Source organism: Enterobacter sp. AC1, from assembly GCF_050434705.1.
Lineage (GTDB): Bacteria > Pseudomonadota > Gammaproteobacteria > Enterobacterales > Enterobacteriaceae > Enterobacter > Enterobacter cloacae_L.
The window spans coordinates 403,978-430,527 of record NZ_JBNDIZ010000003.1 but is presented as its reverse complement, the minus strand read 5'-3'; the positions used below and the strand labels follow the sequence as shown (position 1 = coordinate 430,527).

17 protein-coding genes are annotated in these 26,550 nt (G+C 55.5%); 10 read left to right on the top strand and 7 right to left on the bottom strand.

Annotated elements, in window-relative coordinates; all coding sequences use genetic code 11:
* Window positions 1-2 precede the first annotated feature (2 nt).
* Window positions 3-1,055, top strand: a complete 1,053-nt coding sequence (glpQ, locus tag M2433_RS11735) for a glycerophosphodiester phosphodiesterase (protein ID WP_429054231.1) — start codon at window positions 3-5, stop codon at window positions 1,053-1,055.
* A gap of 102 nt (window positions 1,056-1,157) precedes the next feature.
* Here the strand turns inward: glpQ and yfaE are convergent, their stop codons facing one another.
* From yfaE to ubiG, 4 genes are all read right to left on the bottom strand, one after another.
* Window positions 1,158-1,412, bottom strand: coding sequence for a class I ribonucleotide reductase maintenance protein YfaE (yfaE, locus tag M2433_RS11730; protein WP_025757202.1), 255 nt, complete (start codon window positions 1,410-1,412; stop codon window positions 1,158-1,160).
* A complete protein-coding gene (nrdB, locus tag M2433_RS11725) occupies window positions 1,412-2,542 on the bottom strand; it encodes a class Ia ribonucleoside-diphosphate reductase subunit beta (protein WP_429054234.1) in 1,131 nt (376 codons plus the stop codon). Before nrdB ends, yfaE begins: the two co-directional genes overlap by 1 nt.
* Before the next feature lie 105 nt (window positions 2,543-2,647).
* Window positions 2,648-4,933 (bottom strand): class 1a ribonucleoside-diphosphate reductase subunit alpha, encoded by a 2,286-nt coding sequence (nrdA, locus tag M2433_RS11720; RefSeq protein WP_023312513.1) that lies wholly within the window; start codon window positions 4,931-4,933, stop codon window positions 2,648-2,650.
* Window positions 4,934-5,281: 348 nt separating this feature from the next.
* A complete protein-coding gene (ubiG, locus tag M2433_RS11715) occupies window positions 5,282-6,010 on the bottom strand; it encodes a bifunctional 2-polyprenyl-6-hydroxyphenol methylase/3-demethylubiquinol 3-O-methyltransferase UbiG (RefSeq protein ID WP_429054237.1) in 729 nt (242 codons plus the stop codon).
* 146 nt (window positions 6,011-6,156) lie between these two features.
* On the opposite strand from ubiG, the gene gyrA reads away from it, so the two are divergent.
* Both gyrA and rcsC read left to right on the top strand, forming a co-directional pair.
* Complete coding sequence (gene gyrA / locus M2433_RS11710; protein WP_429054238.1) at window positions 6,157-8,793, top strand: DNA topoisomerase (ATP-hydrolyzing) subunit A; 2,637 nt, start codon at window positions 6,157-6,159, stop codon at window positions 8,791-8,793.
* Between the two features lie 135 nt (window positions 8,794-8,928).
* Entirely contained in the window at window positions 8,929-11,775 is a 2,847-nt protein-coding gene (gene rcsC / locus M2433_RS11705) for a two-component system sensor histidine kinase RcsC (RefSeq protein ID WP_429054240.1), read from the top strand.
* Window positions 11,776-11,863: 88 nt separating this feature from the next.
* On the opposite strand, the gene rcsB is transcribed toward rcsC, so the two are convergent.
* Window positions 11,864-12,514 carry a response regulator transcription factor RcsB gene (rcsB, locus tag M2433_RS11700; RefSeq protein ID WP_003859405.1) on the bottom strand — a complete coding sequence of 217 codons (651 nt, stop codon included), beginning with the start codon at window positions 12,512-12,514 and terminating at the stop codon, window positions 11,864-11,866.
* A 16-nt stretch (window positions 12,515-12,530) separates the two neighbouring features.
* Complete coding sequence (rcsD, locus tag M2433_RS11695; protein ID WP_429054243.1) at window positions 12,531-15,203, bottom strand: phosphotransferase RcsD; 2,673 nt, start codon at window positions 15,201-15,203, stop codon at window positions 12,531-12,533.
* A gap of 743 nt (window positions 15,204-15,946) precedes the next feature.
* Here rcsD and M2433_RS11690 point away from each other — a divergent pair.
* The 6 genes from M2433_RS11690 (at window position 15,947) to mgtE (ending at window position 23,361) form a co-directional block, all read left to right on the top strand.
* Complete coding sequence (locus M2433_RS11690) at window positions 15,947-17,062, top strand: porin OmpC (RefSeq protein ID WP_059312821.1); 1,116 nt, start codon at window positions 15,947-15,949, stop codon at window positions 17,060-17,062.
* Between the two features lie 115 nt (window positions 17,063-17,177).
* The gene (gene apbE / locus M2433_RS11685; RefSeq protein WP_429054245.1) at window positions 17,178-18,233 is read left to right on the top strand and encodes an FAD:protein FMN transferase ApbE; all 1,056 of its coding nucleotides are present in this window, start codon (window positions 17,178-17,180) and stop codon (window positions 18,231-18,233) included.
* Window positions 18,234-18,305: 72 nt separating this feature from the next.
* Window positions 18,306-19,364 carry a bifunctional DNA-binding transcriptional regulator/O6-methylguanine-DNA methyltransferase Ada gene (gene ada / locus M2433_RS11680; RefSeq protein ID WP_429054246.1) on the top strand — a complete coding sequence of 353 codons (1,059 nt, stop codon included), beginning with the start codon at window positions 18,306-18,308 and terminating at the stop codon, window positions 19,362-19,364.
* Window positions 19,364-20,020, top strand: coding sequence for a DNA oxidative demethylase AlkB (gene alkB, locus M2433_RS11675; RefSeq protein ID WP_429054248.1), 657 nt, complete (start codon window positions 19,364-19,366; stop codon window positions 20,018-20,020). The genes ada and alkB overlap by 1 nt, the downstream gene beginning before the upstream one ends.
* A 69-nt stretch (window positions 20,021-20,089) precedes the next feature.
* Window positions 20,090-21,733: a multidrug ABC transporter permease/ATP-binding protein gene (locus M2433_RS11670; RefSeq protein WP_429054249.1), complete on the top strand. Its 1,644-nt coding sequence runs from the start codon at window positions 20,090-20,092 to the stop codon at window positions 21,731-21,733.
* A gap of 191 nt (window positions 21,734-21,924) precedes the next feature.
* Window positions 21,925-23,361, top strand: coding sequence for a magnesium transporter (gene mgtE / locus M2433_RS11665; protein WP_021241530.1), 1,437 nt, complete (start codon window positions 21,925-21,927; stop codon window positions 23,359-23,361).
* Here the strand turns inward: mgtE and M2433_RS11660 are convergent.
* Window positions 23,324-24,613, bottom strand: a complete 1,290-nt coding sequence (locus M2433_RS11660) for a SulP family inorganic anion transporter (RefSeq protein ID WP_429054666.1) — start codon at window positions 24,611-24,613, stop codon at window positions 23,324-23,326. The genes mgtE and M2433_RS11660 overlap by 38 nt on opposite strands.
* Window positions 24,614-24,800: 187 nt before the next feature.
* Here M2433_RS11660 and mqo point away from each other — a divergent pair, with 187 nt between their 5' ends.
* A complete protein-coding gene (mqo, locus tag M2433_RS11655; RefSeq protein ID WP_429054251.1) occupies window positions 24,801-26,450 on the top strand; it encodes a malate dehydrogenase (quinone) in 1,650 nt (549 codons plus the stop codon).
* The last annotated feature ends 100 nt before the right edge of the window (window positions 26,451-26,550 follow it).

Sequence of the window (26,550 nt, the reverse complement as noted above, 5' to 3'; positions counted from 1 at the left end):
CCATGAAATTATCTTACGTAGCAACCGGCCTGCTGCTGGCGGGCCTGATGACCGGGTCCGCGCTGGCGGCAGATAAAATTGTCATCGCCCACCGCGGCGCGAGCGGCTATCTGCCGGAGCATACGCTGCCGGCAAAAGCGATGGCCTATGCGCAGGGCGCGGATTACCTGGAACAGGACCTGGTGATGACGAAGGACGACCAGCTGGTGGTCCTGCACGATCATTATCTTGACCGCGTGACGGACGTGGCGGAGCGTTTCCCCGACCGCGCCCGCAAAGATGGTCGCTTCTACGCCATTGATTTTACCCTGGATGAGATCCGTTCCCTGAAGTTTACCGAAGGCTTCGAGATTGAAAACGGCAAGAAGGTGCAGGTCTATCCGGGACGTTTCCCGATGGGCAAATCTGACTTCCGGATCCACACCTTCCAGGAAGAGATTGAGTTTGTTCAGGGGCTGAACCACTCGACCGGGAAAAATATCGGTATCTACCCGGAAATCAAAGCGCCGTGGTTCCACCACCAGGAAGGGAAAGACATTGCCGCGAAGACGCTGGAGGTGCTGAAGCAGTACGGCTACACCAGCAAGAAGGACAAGGTTTACCTGCAGTGCTTTGACGCCGCCGAGCTGAAGCGCATCAAAACCGAGCTGGAGCCGAAGATGGGGATGAACCTCAATCTGGTACAGCTGATTGCCTATACCGACTGGAATGAAACCCAGGAGAAGCAGCCGGACGGCAAGTGGGTGAACTACAACTACGACTGGATGTTTAAGCCGGGCGCGATGAAGCAGATTGCGCAGTACGCCGACGGCATCGGGCCGGATTACCACATGCTGGTGGCGGAGGGCTCGACCCCGGGCCACGTGAAGCTGACGGCGATGGTAAAAGAGGCGCATGCCAGCAAGATGCAGGTTCACCCGTACACGGTGCGTGCAGACCAGCTGCCGCCGTATGCCACGGACGTGAATCAGCTTTATGAGGTGTTGTATAACCAGGCGGGCGTGGACGGACTGTTTACGGATTTCCCGGATAAAGCGGTGACGTTCTTAAAATAGTTTTGTAGGTCGGGTAAGGCGAAGCCGCCACCCGACAATCAGGCTCTGCGGCCTGATGCCCTCACCCTAACCCTCTCCCACAGGGAGAGGGAAACAGGGCAATCACATCTCGATCTCAATATCGCCTTTTGCCCGGCAGCAGCAGGGCAAAATTTCCCCTTCGTTGATAAAGGCCAGCGGTTCGGTCAGCCAGTCCACCTGGCCTGCGACCAGGCGGCAGCGACACGAGCCGCAATAGCCTTCACGACACTGGTACTCTACCTCCACCTGATGCGCTTCTAGCGCCACCAGCAGGGAAGGGTGCTCTTCCTGGCACAACACTTCGGTGCCCGAAAGGCTCAGCGTTACGCGCGTCATCAGAGCTGGAAGTCGCTCAGGTCGTCAGTGTTGACTTCAGAATCAATCTGACCGACCAGGTAAGAACTCACTTCCACTTCCTGCGGCGCCACCTGCACGTTATCGGACACCAGCCAGGTGTTGATCCACGGGATTGGGTTAGAGCGCGTCTGGAACGGCAGGTCGAGACCGACGGCCTGCATGCGGATGTTGGTAATGTACTCAACGTACTGGCACAGAATGTCTTTGTTCAGGCCAATCATGGAGCCGTCGCGGAACAGGTAGTCTGCCCACTCTTTCTCCTGCTGGGCCGCCAGCACGAACAGGTCATAGCACTCCTGCTTGCACTCTTCGGCAATCGCAGCCATTTCCGGGTCGTCCGCGCCGCTGCGCAGCAGGTTCAGCATGTGCTGAGTCCCGGTCAGGTGCAGGGCTTCGTCACGGGCGATCAGGCGGATGATTTTGGCGTTGCCTTCCATCAGCTTGCGCTCGGCAAAGGCGAAGGAGCAGGCGAAGCTCACGTAGAAGCGGATCGCTTCCAGCGCGTTAACGCTCATCAGGCACAGGTACAGCTGCTTTTTCAGCGCGCGCAGGTTCACGGTAACGGTTTTGCCGTTCACGTTATGCGTGCCTTCACCCAGCAGATGCCAGTAGCTGGTCATCTCGATCAGCTCGTCGTAGTAGTGGGCAATGCCTTCCGCGCGCTTCTGGATCTGCTCGTTGGTGACGATATCGTCAAACACTACCGCCGGATCGTTCACGATGTTGCGGATGATATGGGTGTAAGAGCGGGAGTGGATCGTCTCGGAGAACGCCCAGGTTTCCACCCAGGTTTCGAGCTCAGGAATCGAGATCAGCGGCAGCAGCGCCACGTTCGGGCTACGACCCTGAATGGAGTCCAGCAGCGTCTGGTACTTCAGGTTGCTGAGGAAGATATGCTTTTCGTGATCCGGCAACGCCTGGAAATCAATACGGTCGCGGGAAACGTCCACTTCTTCCGGGCGCCAGAAGAAGGAGAGTTGCTTTTCAATCAGCTTTTCGAAGATGTCATATTTTTGCTGATCGTAGCGTGCCACGTTGACCGGCTGGCCGAAGAACATCGGCTCTTTGAGCTGGTCGTTTTTCGTCTGTGAAAAGGTGGTATATGCCATGAATGTGTCCTGTGGTGTTATTTCCCTCACCCCGGCCCTCTCCCACAGGGAGAGGGGGAAAGAGTTCCCTCTCCCTGTGGGAGAGGGTTAGGGTGAGGGGATTTATTAGATCTTACATGCGCCGCTTTCGCAGCCATCGTCCTGAATTGACGGCACCATGTCGTCCTGCGCGTCTTCCGCACCGTCACGGGTGTTGTGATAGTACAGGGTTTTCACGCCAAACTTATACGCGGTCAGCAGGTCTTTCAGCAGCTGCTGCATCGGAACCTTGCCGGACGGGAACCGCGTCGGGTCGTAGTTGGTATTGGCAGAGATCGACTGGTCGATAAACTTCTGCATGATACCCACCAGCTGCAGATAGCCGTCGTTGTTAGGCATTTCCCACAGCAGCTCGTAGTTGTTACCCAGCGTCTCGTAATCCGGTACCACCTGACGCAGCACGCCGTCTTTCGACGCTTTAATGCTGACGTGGCCGCGCGGCGGTTCAATACCGTTGGTAGCGTTAGAGATCTGCGAAGAGGTCTCGGACGGCATCAGGGCAGAGAGCGTGGAGTTACGCAGGCCGTGGGTCTTGATGGACTCGCGCAGGCCTTCCCAGTCGAGGTGCAGCGGCTCGCTGACAATCGCGTCCAGGTCTTTCTTGTAGGTGTCGATGGGCAGAATGCCTTTCGCGTAGGTGGTTTCGTTGAACCACGGGCACGCGCCTTGCTCTTTCGCCAGCTCGTTGGAGGCTTTCATCAGGTAGTACTGAATGGCTTCAAACGTCTGGTGCGTCAGGTTGTTGGCGCTGCCGTCAGAGTAACGCTTGCCGTTTTTCGCCAGCCAGTAGGCGAAGTTGATCACGCCGATACCCAGAGTACGGCGGCCCATTGCACCGCGTTTGGCTGCCGGGATTGGGTAATCCTGGTAATCCAGCAGGGCGTCGAGCGCACGTACGGCCAGCACGGCCAGCTCTTCCAGCTCGTCCAGGCTCTTAATTGCACCCAGGTTAAACGCGGACAGCGTACACAGCGCGATTTCACCGTTTTCGTCGTTCACGTCTTCCAGCGGTTTGGTCGGCAGGGCGATCTCCAGGCACAGGTTAGACTGGCGCACTGGCGCAACCACCGGGTCAAACGGGCTGTGGGTGTTGCAGTGGTCCACGTTCTGGATGTAGATACGACCGGTAGAGGCACGTTCCTGCATCATCAGGGAGAACAGGTCTACCGCCTTCACGCGCTGTTTGCGGATGCTGTCGTCTTTTTCGTATTTGGTATACAGACGCTCGAACTCGTCCTGATCGGCGAAGAACGCGTCATACAGGCCCGGGACGTCGGACGGGCTGAACAGGGTGATGTCTTCGCCCTTCAGCAGACGGGTGTACATCAGCTTGTTGATCTGCACGCCGTAGTCCATGTGACGCACGCGGTTGCCTTCGACGCCGCGGTTGTTTTTCAGAACCAGCAGGCTTTCCACTTCCAGGTGCCACATTGGGTAGAACAGGGTCGCAGCACCGCCGCGCACGCCGCCCTGAGAGCAGGATTTTACTGCCGTCTGGAAGTGCTTATAGAACGGGATACAGCCGGTGTGGAACGCTTCACCGCCGCGAATCGGGCTGCCCAGCGCACGGATGCGACCGGCATTGATGCCGATACCGGCGCGCTGGGAAACGTATTTCACAATGGCGCTGGAGGTGGCGTTAATGGAATCCAGGCTGTCACCACACTCGATCAGTACGCAGGAGCTGAACTGACGGGTTGGGGTGCGCACGCCAGACATGATTGGCGTAGGCAGAGAAATCTTGAACGTCGATACCGCGTCGTAGAAACGCTTCACGTATTCCAGACGGGTGTCGCGCGGGTAGTTAGAGAACAGGCAGGCAGCCACCAGAATATAGAGGAACTGGGCGCTTTCGTAGATCTCACCGGTTACGCGGTTCTGAACCAGGTATTTGCCTTCGAGCTGCTTCACCGCCGCATAGGAGAAGTTCATGTCGCGCCAGTGATCGATAAACCCGTTCATCTGCTCGAACTCTTCTTCCGTATAGTCTTCCAGCAGATGCGTGTCGTATTTGCCCAGCTCGACCATTTTCACCACGTGATCGTACAGCTTAGGCGGCTCAAACTGGCCGTAGGCTTTTTTACGCAGGTGGAAAATCGCCAGACGTGCAGCGAGGTACTGATAATCCGGTGCTTCGCGGGAGATCAGATCCGCCGCTGCCTTGATGATGGTTTCATGGATATCAGACGTTTTGATGCCGTCGTAGAACTGGATGTGGGAACGCAGTTCAACCTGGGAGATAGATACGTTGTTCAGTCCTTCTGCTGCCCAGTCGAGTACTCGATGGATTTTGTCCAGATTGATACGCTCGGTGGTACCGTCGCGCTTTGTCACCAGCAGACTCTGATTCATGTGGGGTTTACCTGTCCGTGAAATAAAAAAATATCCCCCGCTTATCCACAGATCCGTCTTGTGACTAACTCTGTGGATAAATACTACATATAGGGGGTTTGCGATAAGAAAAACGCTATATGGTGAGTATTCTAGTATCGAATCTTTTCAGCACAAGGGTTGATTTTGACGTTAAATTGAGGTTGTGAAAGGGTAAAAAAGGCTAAGTCCTCGTACCGTAAGGCCTGGAAGACATGTCAATAATTAAGAAAAAAAATTCAAAATTTGATCGAGTGCTGATTTCTTCAACGGGAGGTCAGAATTGCGCAACATGATGTCGCGCAATCTTTATAAGAATAACGAATGACGTTAGTCGTTTTTGGCGGTGGTATGCAACATATAGTTAACATCTACGCCCGGTGCGAGCTTGAATTTATCGGTCAGCGGATTGTAGTGCAGGCCGGTGATGTGCTGCTCCTTGAGCCACGTCTGGTCAACCCAGCTTAACAGCTCCGCAGGCTTGATGAATTTCTTCACGTCGTGCGTCCCTTTCGGCACCATGCGCAGGACATATTCCGCGCCGACGACGGCCATCAGCCAGGCTTTACCGTTACGGTTGATGGTCGAGAAGAAGACCTGGCCGCCCGGTTTCACCAGTTTTGCGCAGGCGTGCACCACGGACTGCGGATCGGGAACGTGCTCCAGCATCTCCATACAGGTCACCACATCGTACAGATGAGCATGTTTTGCCGCGTGTTCTTCGACGGTTTCCTGCACGTATTCCACCTGGATGCCGGACTCCAGCGCATGAAGACGGGCAACCTGCAGCGGTTCAAAGCCCATATCGAGGCCAGTGACGTTCGCCCCTTCGCGCGCCATGCTCTCAGCCAGGATACCGCCGCCGCAGCCGACATCGAGCACTTTCTTACCGAACAGACCGCCGGAACGCTCCGCGATATAGCCCAGACGCAGCGGGTTAATGCGGTGCAGCGGTTTGAACTCACCTTCGAGATCCCACCAGCGGGACGCCACCGCTTCAAATTTGGCAATCTCTTCATGGTCAACGTTGTGAGCCACCGGGGATTTTTCGGCATTCATGGGCGCTTTTACTCCTTATTTAGCAAGACAAAGGAGTATATCAGGCAATCCCTGTGAATAAAGCGTATAGGTTTACCTCAATCACCTCGGCTGTGTTATAATTTGCGACCTTTGAATCCGGGATACAGTAGAGGGATAGCGGTTAGATGAGCGACCTTGCGAGAGAAATTACACCGGTTAACATCGAGGAAGAGCTGAAGAGCTCCTATCTGGACTATGCGATGTCGGTCATTGTTGGCCGTGCGCTGCCGGATGTCCGCGATGGCCTGAAGCCGGTACACCGTCGCGTACTATACGCCATGAACGTATTGGGCAATGACTGGAATAAAGCCTATAAAAAATCTGCCCGCGTCGTGGGTGACGTCATCGGTAAATATCACCCGCATGGTGATACCGCCGTGTACGACACCATCGTCCGTATGGCGCAGCCATTCTCCTTGCGTTACATGCTGGTAGATGGTCAGGGTAACTTTGGTTCTGTTGACGGCGACTCCGCAGCGGCGATGCGTTATACGGAAATCCGTATGTCGAAAATCGCCCACGAGCTGATGGCCGACCTGGAAAAAGAGACCGTTGATTTCGTCGATAACTACGACGGCACCGAGCGCATTCCTGATGTTATGCCAACCAAGATCCCGAACCTGTTAGTGAACGGTTCGTCCGGTATCGCCGTCGGTATGGCAACCAACATTCCGCCGCATAACATCACCGAAGTGATCAACGGCTGCCTGGCCTATATCGACGATGAAGACATCAGCATTGAAGGGCTGATGGAACACATCCCGGGTCCGGATTTCCCGACGGCGGCGATCATCAACGGTCGTCGCGGTATTGAAGAAGCGTACCGCACCGGTCGCGGCAAGATTTACATCCGTGCCCGCGCCGAAGTGGAAGCGGACGCCAAAACCGGCCGTGAGACCATCATTGTTCACGAGATCCCGTATCAGGTGAACAAAGCGCGTCTGATTGAAAAAATCGCCGAGCTGGTAAAAGAAAAACGTGTTGAAGGTATCAGCGCGCTGCGTGATGAGTCTGACAAAGACGGTATGCGCATCGTGATTGAGATCAAACGCGACGCGGTGGGTGAGGTTGTGCTGAACAATCTGTACTCCCAGACTCAGCTTCAGGTCTCCTTCGGTATCAACATGGTTGCGCTGCACCATGGTCAGCCGAAGATCATGAACCTGAAAGAGATCCTGAGCGCGTTCGTGCGTCACCGCCGTGAAGTGGTGACCCGTCGTACTATCTTCGAACTGCGCAAAGCGCGCGACCGTGCGCACATCCTTGAAGCGCTGGCCGTTGCCCTGGCTAACATCGACCCGATTATCGAGTTGATTCGCCGTGCGCCGACGCCGGCAGAAGCGAAAGCCGCCCTGATCGCGCGTCCGTGGGAGCTGGGTAACGTCGCCGCTATGCTGGAACGTGCGGGCGACGACGCTGCGCGTCCTGAGTGGCTGGAGCCTGAATTCGGCGTGCGTGACGGTCAGTACTACCTGACTGAGCAGCAGGCCCAGGCGATTCTGGATCTGCGTCTGCAGAAACTGACCGGCCTTGAGCACGAAAAACTGCTCGACGAATACAAAGAGCTGCTGGAACAGATTGCCGAACTGCTGCATATCCTGGGTAGCGCAGATCGCCTGATGGAAGTGATCCGTGAAGAGCTGGAGCTGGTCCGCGATCAGTTCGGCGATGAGCGTCGCACCGAAATCACCGCGAACAGCTCTGATATCAACATTGAAGACCTGATCAACCGTGAAGACGTGGTGGTTACCCTCTCTCACCAGGGCTATGTGAAGTATCAGCCGCTGACCGACTACGAAGCACAGCGTCGTGGCGGTAAAGGCAAATCGGCAGCACGTATTAAAGAAGAAGACTTTATCGACCGCCTGCTGGTGGCAAACACCCATGACACGATCCTCTGCTTCTCCAGCCGGGGCCGTCTGTACTGGATGAAGGTCTATCAGCTGCCGGAAGCGAGCCGTGGTGCGCGTGGTCGTCCAATCGTTAACCTGCTGCCGCTGGAAGCGAACGAACGCATCACCGCCATTCTGCCGGTACGCGAATACGAAGAAGGCGTGAACGTCTTTATGGCCACCGCTAGCGGTACCGTGAAGAAAACCGCCCTGACTGAATTCAGCCGTCCGCGCTCTGCGGGGATCATCGCGGTGAACCTGAATGAAGGCGATGAGCTGATTGGCGTTGACCTGACTTCCGGCTCTGATGAAGTCATGCTGTTCTCTGCCGCCGGTAAAGTGGTGCGCTTTAAAGAGAACGCCGTCCGCGCAATGGGTCGTACCGCTACGGGCGTTCGCGGTATCAAACTGGCGGGTGAAGACAGCGTCGTTTCCCTGATCGTTCCACGCGGCGAAGGGGCTATCCTGACCGTCACGCAGAACGGCTACGGTAAACGTACGGCGGAAAGCGAATATCCGACGAAGTCCCGTGGTACGCAGGGCGTTATCTCTATCAAAGTGACCGAGCGCAACGGTTCCGTTGTTGGTGCGGTGCAGGTGGACGACGCCGACCAGATCATGATGATCACGGATGCCGGTACGCTGGTGCGTACCCGCGTTTCTGAGATTAGCGTGGTGGGCCGTAACACCCAGGGCGTGATCCTCATCCGTACTGCGGAAGATGAAAACGTGGTGGGTCTGCAGCGTGTTGCCGAGCCAGTGGATGACGAAGAGCTCGACTCCATCGACGGTAGCGTCGCGGAAGGTGATGATGATATCGCGCCGGAAGCCGACACCGACGATGACGTAGCGGATGACGCTGACGAGTAATGTCTCCTGATGCAAAAAAGGGCCGGATTCCGGCCCTTTTCTTTTGCAGAAGCAGATAAGTCAACGTTGCGACCTGGCGCGTTTACCGCTACCTTAACCACATTCTTTTGACCCCGACGGCGGAGCCTCGCCCCTTTGAAATACCTCGTCTCCTTTCGTAATACGCTGAAAGTTTCTCGCTATCTGTTTCGGGCGCTGGCGCTCTTGCTTTGGCTGCTGGTAGCCTTGTTCTCGGTGTTTTACATCGTTAACGCGCTGCACCAGAAAGAAGCGGAGATCCGCCAGGAGTTTAATTTAAGCTCCGACCAGGCCCAGCGCTATATTCAGCGAACGTCTGACGTGATGAAGGAGCTGAAGTATATTGCCGAAAATCGCCTGACGGCGGAAAATGGTATCCTTGCGCTTCGCGGGCGTAATGACAAAACTGAAGTTCCGGACTTCCAGCCGCTTTTCCCGGACTCCGACTGCTCCACCATGAGCAATACCTGGCGCGGGTCGCTGGAATCGCTTGCCTGGTTTATGCGCTACTGGCGCGACAATTTCTCCGCCGCCTATGACCTGAACCGCGTATTCCTGATTGGCAGTGAGAATCTCTGCATGGCTGACTTTGGCCTGCGCGATGTCCCCGTTGAGCGTGATGACGCGCTGAAAAGCCTGCATGAACGTATTGTGAAATATCGCAATGCGCCGCAGGACGAGCGCGGGAATAACATCTTCTGGGTTAGCCAGGGCCCGCGCACTGGCGTGGGTTATTTCTACGCCCTGACGCCGGTTTATCTGGGCAATCGCCTGCAGGCGCTGCTGGGGATTGAGCAGACCATTCGCATGGAAAACTTCTTCACCCCAGGCAGCCTGCCGATGGGGGTGACCATTCTTGACGAAAATGGCCATCAGCTGATCTCGCTTGCCGGGCCCGATAACCGTTTAAACGTCGAACCGCACTGGATGCAGGAGCGGTCGTGGTTTGGCTATACCTCGGGTTTCCGCGAGCTGGTGCTGAAGAAGAGCCTGCCGCCTTCGTCGCTGAGTATCGTCTATTCGCTGCCGGTGGATATGGTGCTTGAGCGGATACGCATTCTTATCATGAATGCCATTCTGCTGAACCTGATCGCGGGAGGGGCGCTGTTTACGCTGGCGCGCATGTACGAGCGGAAAATCTTTATTCCTGCCGAAAGCGATGCTCAACGGCTGGAGGAACACGAGCAGTTTAACCGCAAGATCGTCGCGTCGGCACCGGTAGGGATCTGTATTCTGCGTACTCAGGACGGGACAAATATCCTGAGTAACGAACTGGCGCATAACTACCTGAACATGCTGACGCATGAGGACCGGCAAAGGCTGACGCAGATTATCTGCGGTCAGCAGGTAAACTTTGTCGACGTGCTCACCAGCACGCACACCAACCTGCAGATTAGCTTTGTCCATTCCCGCTATCGTAATGAAAACGTGGCGATTTGCGTGCTGGTGGATGTCTCCGCGCGCGTGAAAATGGAAGAGTCGTTGCAGGAGATGGCGCAGGCCGCGGAGCAGGCGAGTCAGTCGAAATCCATGTTCCTTGCGACCGTCAGCCACGAGCTGCGCACACCGCTGTATGGGATTATCGGTAACCTCGATCTGCTCCAGACGAAAGAATTACCGAAAGGGGTCGACAGGCTGGTAACGGCGATGAACAACTCCTCCAGCCTGCTGCTGAAAATCATTAGCGATATTCTCGATTTCTCTAAAATTGAATCTGAGCAGCTGAAAATCGAACCGCGGGAGTTCTCGCCGCGCGAGGTGATGAACCATATCAGCGCCAACTATCTGCCGCTGGTCGTGCGGAAACAGCTGGGGCTCTACTGCTTTATCGAACCGGACGTGCCGCTGACGCTGCACGGCGATCCGATGCGCCTGCAGCAGGTCATCTCTAACCTGCTCAGCAACGCCATTAAATTCACCGATGTTGGCTGTATCGTGTTGCACGTCTGCCGGGCGGGGGATTACCTGAGCATTCGCGTGCGCGACACGGGGGTGGGCATTCCGGCGAAGGAGGTGGTTCGTCTGTTCGACCCGTTCTTCCAGGTCGGTACCGGCGTGCAGCGTAACTTCCAGGGCACCGGCCTGGGGCTGGCGATTTGTGAGAAGCTTGTCAGCATGATGGATGGTGATATCTCCGTTGATACCGAGCCCGGCATGGGCAGCCAGTTCACCATCCGCATTCCGCTCTATTCGGCGCAGTATCCGGCGAAAGCGACGCTTGACGGGCTGAGTGATAAGCGCTGCTGGCTGGCGGTGCATAATGCTTCACTGAATGACTACCTGACGGCACTGCTCACCCACAGCGGTGTCAGGGTGTGCCGCTATGAAGGCCAAACGCCGGACGTGGACGATGTGCTGATTTCCGACGAGATGCTGGAACAGCCGTGGCAGGGGAGAGGAACGGTGCGCTTCTGTCGGCGCCACATCGGCATTCCGGTTGAGCGCGAGCCGGGTGAATGGGTACACAGCGTTGCAACGCCGCACGAGCTGTTGAGCCTGCTGGCGCGCATCTACAAGGTGCAACTGGAAGAGAGCGACAGCGCCGGCGGATTGCCATCACCGGATTCTCTGGCGTCGGTGAATGACGATATGATGATTCTGGTGGTGGATGACCATCCGATTAACCGCCGCCTGCTGGCAGACCAGCTCGGATCGCTTGGCTATCAGTGCAAAACCGCTAATGACGGCGTGGATGCGCTGAATGTGCTGAGTAAAAATCACATTGATATCGTGCTTAGCGACGTCAACATGCCCAACATGGACGGTTACCGCCTGACGCAGCGCATCCGGCAGCTTGGCCTGACGCTGCCGGTGGTGGGCGTAACGGCGAACGCGCTGGCGGAAGAGAAACAGCGCTGTCTGGAGTCAGGAATGGACAGCTGTCTGTCGAAGCCGGTGACGCTGGACGTGCTGAAGCAGACATTGTCGATTTACGCAGACCGCGTGAGAAAAACCAGAATATAAAAAAGGCCCGCGAGGGCCTTTTACTTTTCACCTTCTCCCACTGGGAGAGGGACGGGGTGAGGGCATCAGGCCGCACACCCGTCCGGGATCAATCCTTGTCCGTTGCGCTCAGCGTAACGGAGGAGAGATAGTTCAGCAGAGCAATATCGTTATCCACCCCCAGCTTCATCATCGCTGATTTCTTCTGGCTGCTGATGGTTTTAATACTGCGGTTCAGCTTCTTGGCAATTTCGGTGACCAGGAAACCTTCTGCGAACAGGCGCAGAACTTCGCTCTCTTTCGGCGACAGGCGTTTGTCACCGTAACCCCCCGCGCTGATTTTCTCCAGCAGACGAGAGACGCTCTCAGGCGTGAACTTCTTGCCTTTCTGCAGCGCAGCAAGCGCTTTTGGCAGATCGGTCGGTGCGCCTTGTTTCAGCACAATCCCTTCGATATCCAGATCCAGCACGGCGCTCAGGATCGCCGGGTTGTTGTTCATGGTCAGAACAATGATCGAGATATCCGGGAAGTGGCGTTTAATATATTTGATGAGCGTGATCCCATCACCGTATTTGTCCCCAGGCATGGAGAGATCGGTAATGAGCACGTGTGCATCAAGCTTTGGGAGGTTATTGATCAGTGCTGTAGAGTCTTCAAATTCACCGACTACATTCACCCACTCGATCTGTTCAAGTGATTTGCGAATACCGAACAGTACAATCGGATGGTCATCGGCAATAATTACGTTCATATTGTTCATGTATAAGGCTACCTTGCTACAGCAAGCTTTTGACGTAGGCGTCAATGTCGCTGATGTATTTTTCAATGCCAGAGGCATCTTTCTCACGAATTAGATGTTCCAGCGTTTCACATAACTGCTTGCCGGGAACCAGATTAAGCATGGCAAACACCCCTTTAAGCCGGTGTGCTGTCTGTGCCAGCGCTGCAAAATCATTCGCAGCGGACTCAGTATACAACCGCTTAACATCATCTGGTACTGTATCAACAAAGAGTGAATAATATCCGCTGGCGTGAAGCTCGGCATTTTCATTGCCGCCTAACGGTGATTCCGCTATCTCTTCCTGCGCCAGCTGCTCTTCTATTAGTTGTAGTACAGCTTCCTGCATCGCATTGCTTATATTAAAGTTGACGCGCAGCTGGCCAGGGCCGATTTTCCGCACGCCTGACTCATCATCGCTTAAAAGCAAGCCGGAGGCAGTAAGATTAGACGGATTATCAGTTAAAAACAGATCATATTCTTGACTTGCGAGCCTTTCATCCGGCGTGATGCAGGCCGCCCCCCAGTTTTCTAACTGACGAACCACGATGTTACGGATTTCATTCGAGGTCACATCAACCATCACCACCACATCATCCAGCAGACGTTCTTCATCCTCTTCCTGCGGATTGGCGGGCATTTTGACGTGCAGAGAATAACGGGTGCCAAGGGATTCACGGGCTTTGATATTCAGATGACCGCCGAGCTTACGCGCCAGCTGATCGCACAGCCAGAACGTCAGCGCATTGGCCTTGCCGTAGCGATCGCTTTGCGTGTCATTCAGGAACGGGAAGTGCAGATTATCAATTTCACTCGTCGTTACCCCTTCCCCGGTGTCCAGAATGCGGAACGTCAGGCGATCTTCTGCCGACTCGTCCGTACTGACTTCGAGGGTGATCTTACCGATCTGCGTGGTGGTCACGGCATACTGAATAATCATCAACAGAATGCGACGCAGCGCTTCACGATCGCCGTGGCGTACGTCATTCGCGGACAAACGGTTATTGATCAGCAGCTGCAGCCCTTTACGCTTAATCACGGGCAGAACTTCCGGAACCACTTCGTCGATCAGATCCTGAATGGAGAAGAGGGTTGGCGTTCCCTTCCAGAAGTCATTCTCCAGCATGTTCGCCAGCTGGATCTCATCAACCATACGCACCAGCGAATCGGCCTGGCAGGCAAGCTGGTGGCTTTCAGAGGTGTTTAGCGCCGCTGCCTGGGTCGCCAGCGTTTTTAACGGCTGCTTGAAGGCATCGCCAATGTTTTGCATAAATGCGGCGCGCCCCTGCTGGTTTTTCTCATACAGCCTTTGCGCCTGCTTGAGCTTTTTATTCACCAGCACTTCGCGATCCTGATCGCGGATAATAAAGATTTGCGTGCGCGAGGCCACCTGGCTGCGAAACTGACGGATCTCGTACAGCTCGTTGTTAATCGTGGCCTGAATGACCCCCTGATGCTGATCCGCCATGGTGGTGATGTTCTGCAGGTTCAGATGCGGCAGCAGATGGTCAGCAATTTTGTTGCTCATCACCGTACGATTCGCTTCCTGATCGTGAACTAACACCCCGAGCGGCAGCACGGAAATAATCTCTTCATTCAGCGCACGCAACACGCGCAGCTCATTGCCGGTACCGGCCGGAACCGCAGAGGCGTCGCTCTGCCGTCCCGTCTGGAAGCGGAACGTGCTGTAGCCAAACAGGGCCAGCGCCAGCAGGCCGATATTCAGCAGCAGAGGTAGCAGGATATTTTGCAGGGTGTCGAGTAACAGCGTGCCAAACGGAACCTGCCACACCAGACGCATCCCGGTCGAGTTGAGCGACGAGGCAATTTCGATTTTCGAGCCGTTAAAGGAGATTGATACGCTCTCTGCGGCCTCTTTGTCAGGCGCTGAACGCATATTCTGGCTACTGCTGTCTGGCTCCAGACGGAAGCTGTCGAGCGGCATGTCCGGCGGAATTAAATCATTAATCGGTAAGTCGAAAGCCACGACCGTTGCCAGATGCCCCGGCTGGTTAAAGGTGGTACGCAGGGTAAAATAATGACCATTTTGCCATGCCAGCCGGCGCAGTGATGAGAAGCTCTCACGTTCATCAAGGGCGTTGGCCTGCTGCAGCATCTCTGCCCGGCGGGAATCGACAATGCTGCCCACGGTCGTCTCTTTAAATCCGGAAGAGAGATCTTTCAACGGCAGCGTTGAGATCAGGATCATGCTGTTGTCCTGACCGTTCAGATAGTACATCGACCACGGTACCGTTTCGGCACCCCAGAGGGTATCCAGATAGGTCGAAATGCGCTGGGTCATCTCAAGCGTCGCGCTGTCATGAGAGCCAAAGATAAGCGCCTCAGTCTTGCGCTGCGGTTTTTCGAGGTAATAGACATCCTGCTTAAGCCGCGTCTCCTGAAGCCCATCCCCGGATGAAGATGCCGGTGCTGCCGCAATGTTGTCGTATATCTGCCACGTAGCGTAGCGCCAGGTATCTATACGTTTGTGCACGGCGTGGGTGATATCAACGACCTGATAGCTCTTATCCTTCAGCCAGGCGTTAACCGCGCTCTGTACCATTACCCCCATTGTGACTAACAGCACAACGATCAAAAGAAGAAAGAAACGGGTGATGCTCCCGGGAAGGAGGGAGAATTTGCTCGGGGCGGTAGTTTCAGTCTGACTCATTGATATCTTTAACCCGTTATGGTCGTGCTCTGTGGCGATAGGGCAGTATAAAGGGTAATAACTGAATTTCCAGCGCCACTGTCCTGGAACAGGCGACTTTTTCAACCAACAATATCGGCGGCGAGGAGTGCCGTAAACATGTACAAACGCGCCCTGCGCGTACAGTTATAACGCATTATCAGCCGATAAATAGCACGAATTAACAAGAAATTAAGTTTTGCATCATTGGCGTGCTTTCGGTGGCTTCACGGCGAGAATTTAGTTAATAGTCGTTACAATTACGCTGCGGTAGCACAAAAAAAGAAAGATTACGTAAAGAAAGGTAAAAAAAAACCGAATGCGAAGCATCCGGTTGAATTAGGGATAAACAGACATTCAAAGCTGAATGACGGTAATAAATAAAGTTAATGATGATAGCGAGAGTTATTTTAGAGATTAGGGGCGATCTTGTTTTGTCATTCAGTGCGGTAACGTTTTTTATTGTAACCCGTTGATAATAATGAGATGGCTTTTCTGTTTGATTATAAGTGCTAAATTTCTAAGCTATTTGTGCTTTGTAAAAGTTCCTTGATGTTTACATATTGAAACATGTTGGTAGATAAATGAAACATCTTCAAAGTTTTCGTATCATATTCGCATTGGATTATTCTGTAATTTTGAGGAGAATGAAATTGCCGACTGGTTAATGAGGGTTAACCAGTAAGCAGTGGCAATTATAAGGCATATAACAGAGGGTTAATAAAATGAAAGTTAAAGTACTGTCCCTCCTGGTACCAGCACTCCTGGTGGCAGGCGCAGCAAATGCGGCCGAAATTTATAACAAAGATGGCAACAAATTAGATCTGTACGGCAAAGTCGATGGTCTGCACTATTTCTCTGACGACAAGAGTGCTGACGGCGACCAGACCTACATGCGTCTTGGCTTCAAAGGCGAAACTCAGGTTAACGATCAGCTGACCGGTTACGGCCAGTGGGAATACCAGATCCAGGGCAACACCTCTGAAAGCGACAACCAGGCCTGGACGCGTGTGGCGTTCGCGGGTCTGAAATTCGCTGAAGCGGGTTCTTTCGATTACGGTCGTAACTACGGTGTGATCTACGACGTAACCTCCTGGACCGACGTTCTGCCAGAATTTGGCGGCGATACCTACGGCGCAGACAACTTCCTGCAGTCCCGCGCTAACGGCGTGGCGACCTACCGTAACCAGGACTTCTTTGGTCTGGTCGATGGCCTGAACTTTGCTCTGCAGTATCAGGGCAAAAACGGCAGCGTAAGCGGCGAAAACGACACCGGTCGTAGCACCCTGAAACAGAACGGCGACGGCTACGGTGCGTCCCTGACCTATAACCTGGGCGAAGGCTTCAGCATCGGTGGTGCAATGTCTTCTTCTAAGCGTACTGCTGACCAGAACAACACCGCTAACCCGGCGCTGAAGGGTGAAGGCGACCACGCTGAAGTGTATACCGGTGGCCTGAAATACGACGCCAACAACATCTACCTGGCGGCGCAATACTCTCAGACCTACAACGCAACGCGTTTCGGCAACTCTCAGAGCAGCAGCGACATTTACGGTTTTGCTAACAAAGCGCAGAACTTCGAAGTGGTTGCTCAGTACCAGTTCGACTTCGGTCTGCGTCCATCCGTGGCTTACCTGCAGTCTAAAGGTAAGGACATCGAAGGTTACGGCGACCAGGATCTGCTGAAATATGTTGATGTGGGTGCGACATACTACTTCAACAAAAACATGTCTACCTACGTGGATTACAAAATCAACCTGGTTGATGAAAATGAATTCACCCGTCAGGCGGGTATCGGTACTGACGATATCGTCGCGCTGGGCCTGGTTTACCAGTTCTAATCGCTTCACCGAATAGCACAGGGGCCTGACGGCCCCTTTTTTGTGTTTTTTTTAGGCCCTCACAATTCACCCGTTTTGGTGTACTCTTGCCGCCCTGGCATGAGGATAATAATGAATGGACATGACTTTTTTACGCGCCAGCTTTCTGGCAACCCTTTTTTTCCTGACCGCTTGTGATTCTTCCACGCCGGTGGCAACCCCCGATGCACCCGCCGCGACGGTGCTTGAAGGCAAAACGATGGGCACCTTCTGGCGCGTCAGCGTGATGAACCTTGATAAGACACGCGCAGATGAGCTTCGTGGCAAAATTCAGACGCAGCTGGACGCTGACGATCAGCTGCTGTCGACATATAAAAACGACTCGGCGCTGATGCGCTTTAATCTTTCAAGCACGACCTCCCTGTGGCCGGTGAGCGAGGCGATGGCCGATATCGTGACCGAGGCAATGCGCGTGGGCTACAAAACCAACGGTGCGATGGATGTGACCGTCGGCCCTCTGGTGAACCTCTGGGGATTTGGTCCCAACAAGCAGCCAGTTACCGCGCCCGATCAGGCGGCCATTGATGACGCTCGCGCCCGGACCGGGCTTCAGCATCTGACGGTGATCAATCAGTACGGGCAACAGTATCTGCAAAAAGATATTCCCGATCTGTTTGTCGATCTGTCGACGGTAGGGGAAGGCTATGCGGCGGATCATCTGGCTGCGCTGATGGCGCAGGAGGGGATTTCGCGCTATCTGGTGTCCGTGGGCGGTGCGTTAGTCAGCCGGGGCATGAACGCCAGCGATAAACCGTGGCGCGTGGCGATTCAAAAGCCGACCGATCGGCAAAATGCCGTGCAGGCGATGGTGGATATCAACGGACATGGCATCAGCACCTCCGGGAGCTACCGTAACTATTACGAGCTCGACGGGAAACGTATTTCGCACGTTATTGACCCGCAGACCGGGCGTCCAATCGAGCATAACCTGGTGTCGGTGACGGTGATTGCCCCCACCGCGCTGGAGGCGGATGCCTGGGATACCGGGCTCATGGTACTCGGTCCGGAGAAAGCCAAAGAGGTGGTGCGTCAGGAAGGGCTGGCGGTTTATATGATCGTTAAAGAGGGCGACGGGTTTAAAACCTGGCATTCGCCGCAGTTCAACAGCTTCCTGATGAGCGACAAAAATTAAAAAGCAAGGTTGCGGGTTTTTAATCAGTGGCACTCAGGCACGCTGTATATATGCTTATAAGAGGAGCCGATAATGAGAAACCCGACCTTAATGACCGATGAGGATCGCTGGCTGGCCGTGCTGGCACGCGATCCGCACGCTGACGCTCAGTTTGTCTTTGCCGTGCAGACGACGGGGATTTTCTGTCGCCCGTCGTGCCGTGCCCGTCACGCGCTGCGTAAAAATGTCCGCTTTTATCCTGATGCCCAGCATGCCGTTCAGGCAGGGTTTCGTCCGTGCAAGCGCTGCATGCCGGACAAACGCGATCCGCAGGAGCAGAAGCTGGCAAAAGTGGAACACGCCTGCCGTCTTCTGGAGCAGGATCCTGCGTTAACCCTGGAGAAACTGGCGCAGCAGGTTGCCATGAGTCCTTTCCATTTCCACCGTCTGTTTAAGTCCGTAACCGGTATGACGCCAAAAGCCTGGCAGCAGGCTGCGCGGGGACAGCGCCTGCGCACCGCGCTTGCGCAGGGAGACAAAATTACCGATGCCGTGCTGGCGGCCGGATTTCCTGACAGCAGTAGCTATTATCGCAAAGCTAACGATGCGTTGGGCATGACGGCGAAGCAGTACCGTAAAGGTGATGCGGCCGTACGTTATGCCATCGATGACTGCTCGTTAGGACGCTGCCTGGTGGCGGAAAGCGAGCGGGGGATCTGCGCGATCCTGCTGGGCGACAACGACGCAGAATTAGTCGAGGAGCTTGCGACGGTATTTCCAAAAGCAGAGCACGCGCCGCTGGACGATGCTTTCGCGCGGCGGATCCATCAGGTGATTGCCAGTATTGATGACCGCGCGGTTCCGCTCGCGCTGCCGCTGGATATTCGCGGAACCGCGTTCCAGCAGCGGGTCTGGCAGGCCCTTCGCCACATCCCCTGTGGTGAAACGGCAAGTTACCAGCAGGTGGCGCAGGCGATTGGTCAACCCGGTGCGGTGCGCGCCGTTGCCGGCGCCTGTGCCGCAAACACGCTGGCGATTGTAATCCCCTGTCATCGCGTTGTTCGCAGCGACGGGGCGCTGTCAGGCTATCGATGGGGAACGGAGCGAAAAGCGCTATTACTGAAACGTGAGGCGAAACGCCAGGAGGGATAATGCTCGATCTTTTTGCGGATGCTGAACCCTGGCAGGAGCCGCTTGCGCCGGGGGCGGTTATCCTGCGCCGCTTTGCGCTCTCCCGTGCGGCGGCGCTGCTAGCCGGTATCGAAGAGGTGACGGCCGTTTCACCGTTTCGCCATATGGTGACGCCGGGCGGATACACCATGTCGGTGGCCATGGCCAACTGCGGCGAATTAGGTTGGGCGACAAACGCGCGGGGCTATCTGTATGCGCCGAACGATCCCACCACCGGCCAGCCGTGGCCCCCTATGCCTGCGGTTTTTCAGGCGCTTTGTCACGATGCCGCGGTTGCGGCGGATTATGCCGACTTCCGTCCGGATGCCTGCCTGATTAACCGCTACGCCGTCGGCGCGAAGCTCTCGCTGCATCAGGACAAGGATGAGCCCGACCTGCGCGCGCCTATTGTTTCGGTATCGTTAGGTTTGCCTGCCGTCTTCCAGTTCGGCGGATTACGCCGCAACGATCCGCTCAAGCGCATTATGCTGGAACATGGCGATGTGGTGGTGTGGGGCAGGGAGTCGCGGCTTTATTATCACGGCATTCAGCCGCTGAAGCCCGGGGTTCACCCGCTCACGGGCGAGTACCGTTATAATCTGACCTTCCGTCAGGCGGGGTACGGTAAACTAAAATAAGAATTATTCTTGATGTCCGCGCAGGGCAGTTTACACTGCTGGCTGATTTTTATTGTCCGGATTGCCTGTATGCAACTACTTCTCCTCGTCTGGCGTCAGTATCGCTGGCCATTCATCGCCGTAATGGCGTTAAGCCTCGCCAGCGCCGCGCTGGGTATTGGCCTGATTGCGTTTATCAACGTGCGCTTGATTGAAATGGTCGATACTTCACTCTCCGTATTGCCGGAATTTCTTGGCCTTCTCCTGCTGCTGATGGCGGTAACGCTTGGCTCTCAGCTGGCGCTGACCGCGCTCGGCCACCATTTCGTTTTCCGTTTGCGCAGTGAGTTTATCAAGCGGATTCTGGATACCCAGGTAGAACGCGTGGAACAACTCGGCAGTGCTTCTCTGCTGGCGGGGCTGACCAGCGATGTCCGCGCCATTACCATCGCGTTCGTTCGGCTGCCGGAACTGGTTCAGGGGATCATTCTGACCTTTGGCTCTGCGGCCTATCTCGCCTGGCTCTCCAGCAAAATGCTGGCGGTAACCGCGCTGTGGATAGCGATCACCATCTGGGGCGGTTTTGTGCTGGTCTCCCGTGTCTATAAACACATGGCGGTACTGCGTGAAACCGAAGATAAGCTCTATAACGATTACCAGACGGTACTGGAAGGGCGCAAAGAGCTGACCCTGAACCGCGAGCGTGCCGAGTATATCTTCAACAATCTCTATATCCCGGACGCGCGCGAATACCGGCACCATATTATCCGTGCCGATACGTTCCACCTGAGCGCGGTGAACTGGTCGAATATCATGATGCTGGGCGCTATTGGCCTGGTGTTCTGGATGGCGAACAGCCTGGGCTGGGCGGACACGAACGTCGCGGCAACTTATTCGCTGACGCTGCTGTTCTTGCGTACGCCGCTGCTCTCGGCCGTCGGTGCCTTGCCTACTTTGCTAAGCGCGCAGGTGGCGTTCAATAAGCTCAAAAAATTCGATCTCGCGCCGTTTAACGCCGAATTCCCGCGTCCGGAGACCTTCCCGAACTGGCAGACGCTGGAGCTGCGTAACGTCACGTTCCGCTATCAGGACAACGCCTTCTCCGTGGGGCCGATCAATCTGACGATTCACCGCGGCGAGCTGCTGTTCCTGATCGGCGGCAACGGCAGTGGAAAATCGACCCTGGCGATGCTGCTCACCGGGCTTTATCAGCCGCAGTCGGGCGAAATTTTGCTGGATGGCAAGGCGCTGAGCGCAGAGAAGCCCGAGGATTACCGCAAGCTTTTCTCGGCGGTCTTCACCGACGTCTGGCTGTTCGATAGGCTGCTGGGGCCGGAGGGGAAACAGGCCAATCCTGCGCTGGTGGAGAAATGGCTGGCGCAGCTGCAGATGTCGCACAAGCTGGAGCTACAGGACGGGAAGATCCTCAACCTGAAGCTCTCTAAAGGGCAGAAAAAACGCGTGGCGCTGCTGCTGGCGCTGGCGGAAGAGCGTGACATCATTCTGCTCGACGAGTGGGCGGCCGATCAGGACCCGCATTTCCGCCGCGAATTTTATCAGGTGCTGCTGCCGCTGATGCAGGAGATGGGCAAAACCATTTTCGCCATCAGCCATGACGATCATTACTTTATTCATGCCGACCGTCTGCTGGAGATGCGCGACGGCTGTCTGAGCGAGCTGACCGGCGAAGAGCGCGATGCGGCGTCTCGCGATGCGGTGGCGCGTACGGCCTGATGCCAATGTGCCGGGTGGCGGCTTCGCCTTACCCGGCCTACGTTTTTGTAGGCCCGTGCAAGCGTAGCGCCGCCGGGCACAATGATTTGCATAATATGCCGATTTTTTCTTCATCCCACTTCGTTGTTTATTCTTATTTACATATCCCCGCGCTATGCTTAATACCAACTTATTTCATGGATTTATGATTGATGTCGGTATTAAAGAAAAACAGCGCCAGGCAGCGTGACCAGGAACGTGCGCGACTTATCTGGCTTCTCACGACCGATAAAGCGGTCACTTCTACGTTATTAGGCAAACTCACCCTGGCTGAGCAATATGATGTCGGCACCCTGGCCGACGATATTGCTGAGGTAGGTGCGCTGGTTGCTCATTTACCCCCGCCGGATCTGGCGGATACCCTTGAAGCGCTCCCCTCAGAAGAACGCCACGCCCTGTGGCGGCTGGTGCAGGATCACGAGCGCGGGCAGGTGCTGCTTGAGGCCTCCGAAAACGTCTGGGATGACCTTATCGACGAGATGAGCGACCGGGATATTCTCGACGCCCTGCAAACCCTGGATATCGACGAGCAGATTTACCTCGTTCAGCACCTGCCGCGAAACCTGACCGGTCGCCTGCTGGCTTCCCTGCCTGCCGATGAACGCGCGCGCGTGCGCCAGGTGATGCACTACGAGAAAAACAGCGTCGGCGCGATCATGGAATTCGGCGTTATCACTGTCCGCCCGGACGTGACGCTCGGTACCGTGCAGCGCTACCTGCGCCGTCTGGGCAAGATGCCGGACAACACCGATAAACTGTTTGTCACCTCGCGGGATAAAACCCTGCTCGGCGAGCTGGAGCTGAAAACTATCCTGCTCAACAGCACCCAGCGAAAGGTGAGCGAGGTGATGGAAAACGAGCCGATGGTCTTCTCACCGGAAGACGATGCGGAAAAAGCGGCGCGTACCTTCGAACGTGATGACCTCGTGAGTGCCGCAGTCGTGGATTCGGTCGGCAAACTGATGGGGCGTCTGACCATCGATGAGATCGTTGATGTGGTCTATGAAGAAACCGATAACGACCTGCGTGCGCTTGGCGGGATCAGCGCCGAAGATGACGTCCATGCCTCCGTCGGCAAGGCGGTGAAAACGCGCTGGGCCTGGCTTGCTATCAATTTGTGTACCGCGTTTATCGCCTCCCGCGTGATTGACGGCTTTGAACATACCATTTCGCAGCTGGTGGCTTTAGCCTCGCTGATGCCGATTGTGGCCGGAATTGGCGGCAACACCGGAAACCAGACCATCACCATGATCGTTCGCGCGCTGGCGCTGGAAAATATTCAGCCCGGCAACTTCGCCTTTCTGATCTTCAGAGAGATGGGCGTGGCGTTGATTAACGGCCTGGTGTGGGGCGGCATTATGGGGGGCATCACCTGGTGGCTGTATGACGATATGGCGCTGGGGGGAGTGATGATGCTGGCGATGGTGCTGAACCTGCTGGTGGCATCAATGATGGGCGTCATTATTCCGTTGACGATGACCAAGCTGGGGCGCGACCCCGCGGTGGGGTCGAGCGTGATGATCACCGCCATCACCGATACCGGCGGTTTCTTTATTTTTCTTGGGCTGGCGACGATTTTTCTTCTTTAAGCCGACGCTTAGCGCGGGCGGGAAGCAGCGCCATAATGATGATCCCGCCCAGCACGCCAATCGCCAGGTTGCCGGTTGATACCGTTGCGGCCACGGTGACCAGCATCACCACCGTTTCCGCAATCGGGGCATTTTTTACCGTGGCTGGCTGAAGGCTGTGCCAGCTGAACGTTTTAATGGCGACAATCGCCATGATCCCGGCCAGTACGGCCATCGGGATTTTAGCCATCACTTCACTGAGCGCCGTCACGAGAACTAGCAGTACGACGCCTGCCGCGATGGTTGAGATGCGGCTTCGTCCTTTCCCCATCTCGACGTTGACAATGGTTTGCCCGATCATCGCGCAGCCCGCAATACCACCATAAAAACCGGACAGAATATTACCCACGCCCAGCCCGATGCTCTCACGGCGCTTGCTCGACGGCGTTGCGGTCAGCTCATCCACCAGCTTTGCCGTCAGCAGGGATTCCAGCAGGCCGACGAAGGCAATACTCAGCGCGCACGGCCAGATGATGCTTAGCGTCTGTAAATTCAGCGGAACCAGCAGTTCAGTAAGCCCCGGTAAACCGCCGCTTATCGCGCCTTCATCACCCACGGTCGGCAGGATTTGACCGGTGGTCACGGTATAAAGCGTCAACACAACAATGGCAATCAGCGGCGACGGGACGCTTTTGATATAGCGCGGTACCCACAGCACGATCAGCACCGTCAGTACGAATAGGCCTACAATCAGCGGGCTTCGGCTCCAGAAGTGAGGTACCTGGGCGAAGAAAATCAAAATACCGAGCGCGTTAACAAACCCGGTCATGACGGCCTGAGGGATAAAGCGCATCAGCCGCGCCATGCCCGATACCCCAAACAGGATCTGAATCACGCCAGCCATCAGTACCGCCGGCAGAATGTACTGCACACCGTGCTGATGCACCATCGGGCCAATGACCAGCGCGACGGAACCGGCCGCTGCTGTGACCATCGCCGGACGACCGCCCAGCACGGACAGGGCAAGACACAGCACCACGGAAGCAAAAAGGCTGACCTTCGGGTCAACGCCCGCGACCACCGAAAATGAAATAACTTCGGGGATCAGCGCCAGAGCGGTAATCACGCCCGCCAGCGTTTCACGCATCAGAAGTTTGGGTGAGCTGAGGACCGTGGTGACGCGGCCTTCGTTGGGCAAAGCAGGTTGGGGTAAGGACATAACAATTCGCTGGTTAGGGCAGGCTTCCGTGCGCGCGATCACAAAGTGCAGGATAGTAGCCAGAAAATGCCCCTATTGCCAGCCGCCAGCGTAATTCCCTACAAACAATCCATCATTAAATTTCACAATTACAATAATTTCGTAACCTTTAAACAATATTTAAAAGTTGTTACCGTGCCCCCGCAGCTTTTTTCACCTGCAATTTCCACGCATCAAGCACTTTTACACTAAGGCATAAATTATGAAAAAAATGACTGCCATGCTCTTTTCTCTGGCCGTGGGGCTTAACACCGTCTCTATGGCGGCGAAAGCTGACGCACCAAAAGAGCAGGAAACGGACGTCCTTTTAATTGGTGGCGGTATCATGAGCGCCACGCTGGGAACCTATCTGCAAGAACTGCAGCCGGACTGGTCAATGACCATGGTCGAGCGCCTTGATGGCGTGGCGCAGGAGAGTTCGAACGGCTGGAATAACGCCGGTACCGGACATTCGGCACTCATGGAACTGAACTATACGCCGCAGAAAAAGGACGGTTCCATTAGTATCGAGAAGGCGGTAGAAATCAACGAAGCCTTCCAGATTTCTCGCCAGTTCTGGTCTCACCAGGTCAACAGCGGCGTGATGCACGATCCGCACTCCTTCATCAATACCGTACCGCACATGAGCTTTGTGTGGGGCGAACAGAACGTTAACTTCCTGCGCGCGCGCTACGCGGCTCTGCAGCAGAGCACGCTGTTCCGCGGCATGAAATACTCTGAAGACCACGCGCAGATCAAAGAGTGGGCTCCGCTGGTCATGGAAGGTCGTGACCCGAACCAGAAAGTCGCGGCGACCCGCACCGAAATTGGTACCGACGTCAACTACGGTGAAATTACCCGCCAGCTGGTAACGTCTCTGAAGAAGAAAGAAAACTTCAACCTGCAGCTCAGCACCGAAGTGCGCGGTTTCAAGCGCAACGCGGATAACAGCTGGAGCGTGACCGTTGCCGATCTGAAAAACAATGAAGCCGAACACGTCATCAAGGCGAAGTTTGTGTTTATTGGGGCAGGTGGCGCGGCGCTGAAGCTGCTGCAGGAGTCCGGTATTCCGGAAGCGGACGACTATGCGGGCTTCCCGGTTGGCGGTCAGTTCCTGGTGTCCGATAACCCGGAAGTGGTGAATCGTCATCTGGCAAAAGTGTACGGCCAGGCTTCTGTCGGTGCGCCGCCAATGTCCGTTCCGCATATCGATACCCGTATGCTTGACGGCAAGCGCGTGGTGCTGTTCGGACCGTTCGCGACCTTCTCCACCAAGTTCCTGAAAAACGGCTCTCTGTGGGATCTGCTGAGCGCCACGACCACCTCTAACGTCAAGCCGATGATGGATGTGGGGCTGGATAACTTCGACCTGGTGAAATACCTGATTAGCCAGGTGATGCTCTCTGACGACGACCGTTTCGAGGCGCTGAAAGAGTACTATCCGCAGGCGAAGAAAGAAGACTGGCGTTTGTGGCAGGCGGGTCAGCGCGTGCAAATCATCAAACGCGATCCGAAAGAGGGCGGCGTGCTGCGTCTGGGTACGGAAGTGGTAAGCGATAAGGATGGCACCATCGCCGCGCTGCTGGGTGCGTCACCGGGTGCGTCTACCGCTGCGCCAATCATGCTGCACCTGATGGAAAAAGTGTTTAAGGATAAAGTTTCCAGCCCGGAATGGCAGGCTAAGCTGAAAACCATTATTCCATCCTACGGCACGAAGCTGAACGGTAACGTGGACGCGACGGAGCAGGAGCTGGAATACACCAGCCGCGTGCTGCAGCTGCAATATGTTAAGCCGCAGTCTGCTGATGCTGCACCAAAAGCGGAGCTGAAGCCTCAGCCGGAAAACAAACCGGTTGCGGATATCGCGCTGTAAGATAAAAGCAAAACGGCAACATACGTTGCCGTTTTTGGTATTTTCCCCCTCTCCCGGCGGGCGAGGGGTGGGGTGAGGGCACCAGAGCGCACCCGACCTG

Excerpts from the sequence above, each read along its gene's own strand:
- gyrA (WP_429054238.1), top strand. The coding sequence starts at position 6,157 with ATGAGCGACCTTGCGAGAGAAATTACACCGGTTAACATCGAGGAAGAG.
- rcsD (WP_429054243.1), bottom strand. The coding sequence starts at position 15,203 with ATGAGTCAGACTGAAACTACCGCCCCGAGCAAATTCTCCCTCCTTCCC.
- M2433_RS11670 (WP_429054249.1), top strand. The coding sequence starts at position 20,090 with ATGCAACTACTTCTCCTCGTCTGGCGTCAGTATCGCTGGCCATTCATC.
- apbE (WP_429054245.1), top strand. The coding sequence starts at position 17,178 with ATGGACATGACTTTTTTACGCGCCAGCTTTCTGGCAACCCTTTTTTTC.
- yfaE (WP_025757202.1), bottom strand. The coding sequence starts at position 1,412 with ATGACGCGCGTAACGCTGAGCCTTTCGGGCACCGAAGTGTTGTGCCAG.
- rcsB (WP_003859405.1), bottom strand. The coding sequence starts at position 12,514 with ATGAACAATATGAACGTAATTATTGCCGATGACCATCCGATTGTACTG.
- mgtE (WP_021241530.1), top strand. The coding sequence starts at position 21,925 with ATGTCGGTATTAAAGAAAAACAGCGCCAGGCAGCGTGACCAGGAACGT.
- M2433_RS11690 (WP_059312821.1), top strand. The coding sequence starts at position 15,947 with ATGAAAGTTAAAGTACTGTCCCTCCTGGTACCAGCACTCCTGGTGGCA.
- nrdA (WP_023312513.1), bottom strand. The coding sequence starts at position 4,933 with ATGAATCAGAGTCTGCTGGTGACAAAGCGCGACGGTACCACCGAGCGT.
- ubiG (WP_429054237.1), bottom strand. The coding sequence starts at position 6,010 with ATGAATGCCGAAAAATCCCCGGTGGCTCACAACGTTGACCATGAAGAG.
- alkB (WP_429054248.1), top strand. The coding sequence starts at position 19,364 with ATGCTCGATCTTTTTGCGGATGCTGAACCCTGGCAGGAGCCGCTTGCG.
- glpQ (WP_429054231.1), top strand. The coding sequence starts at position 3 with ATGAAATTATCTTACGTAGCAACCGGCCTGCTGCTGGCGGGCCTGATG.
- mqo (WP_429054251.1), top strand. The coding sequence starts at position 24,801 with ATGAAAAAAATGACTGCCATGCTCTTTTCTCTGGCCGTGGGGCTTAAC.
- ada (WP_429054246.1), top strand. The coding sequence starts at position 18,306 with ATGAGAAACCCGACCTTAATGACCGATGAGGATCGCTGGCTGGCCGTG.
- nrdB (WP_429054234.1), bottom strand. The coding sequence starts at position 2,542 with ATGGCATATACCACCTTTTCACAGACGAAAAACGACCAGCTCAAAGAG.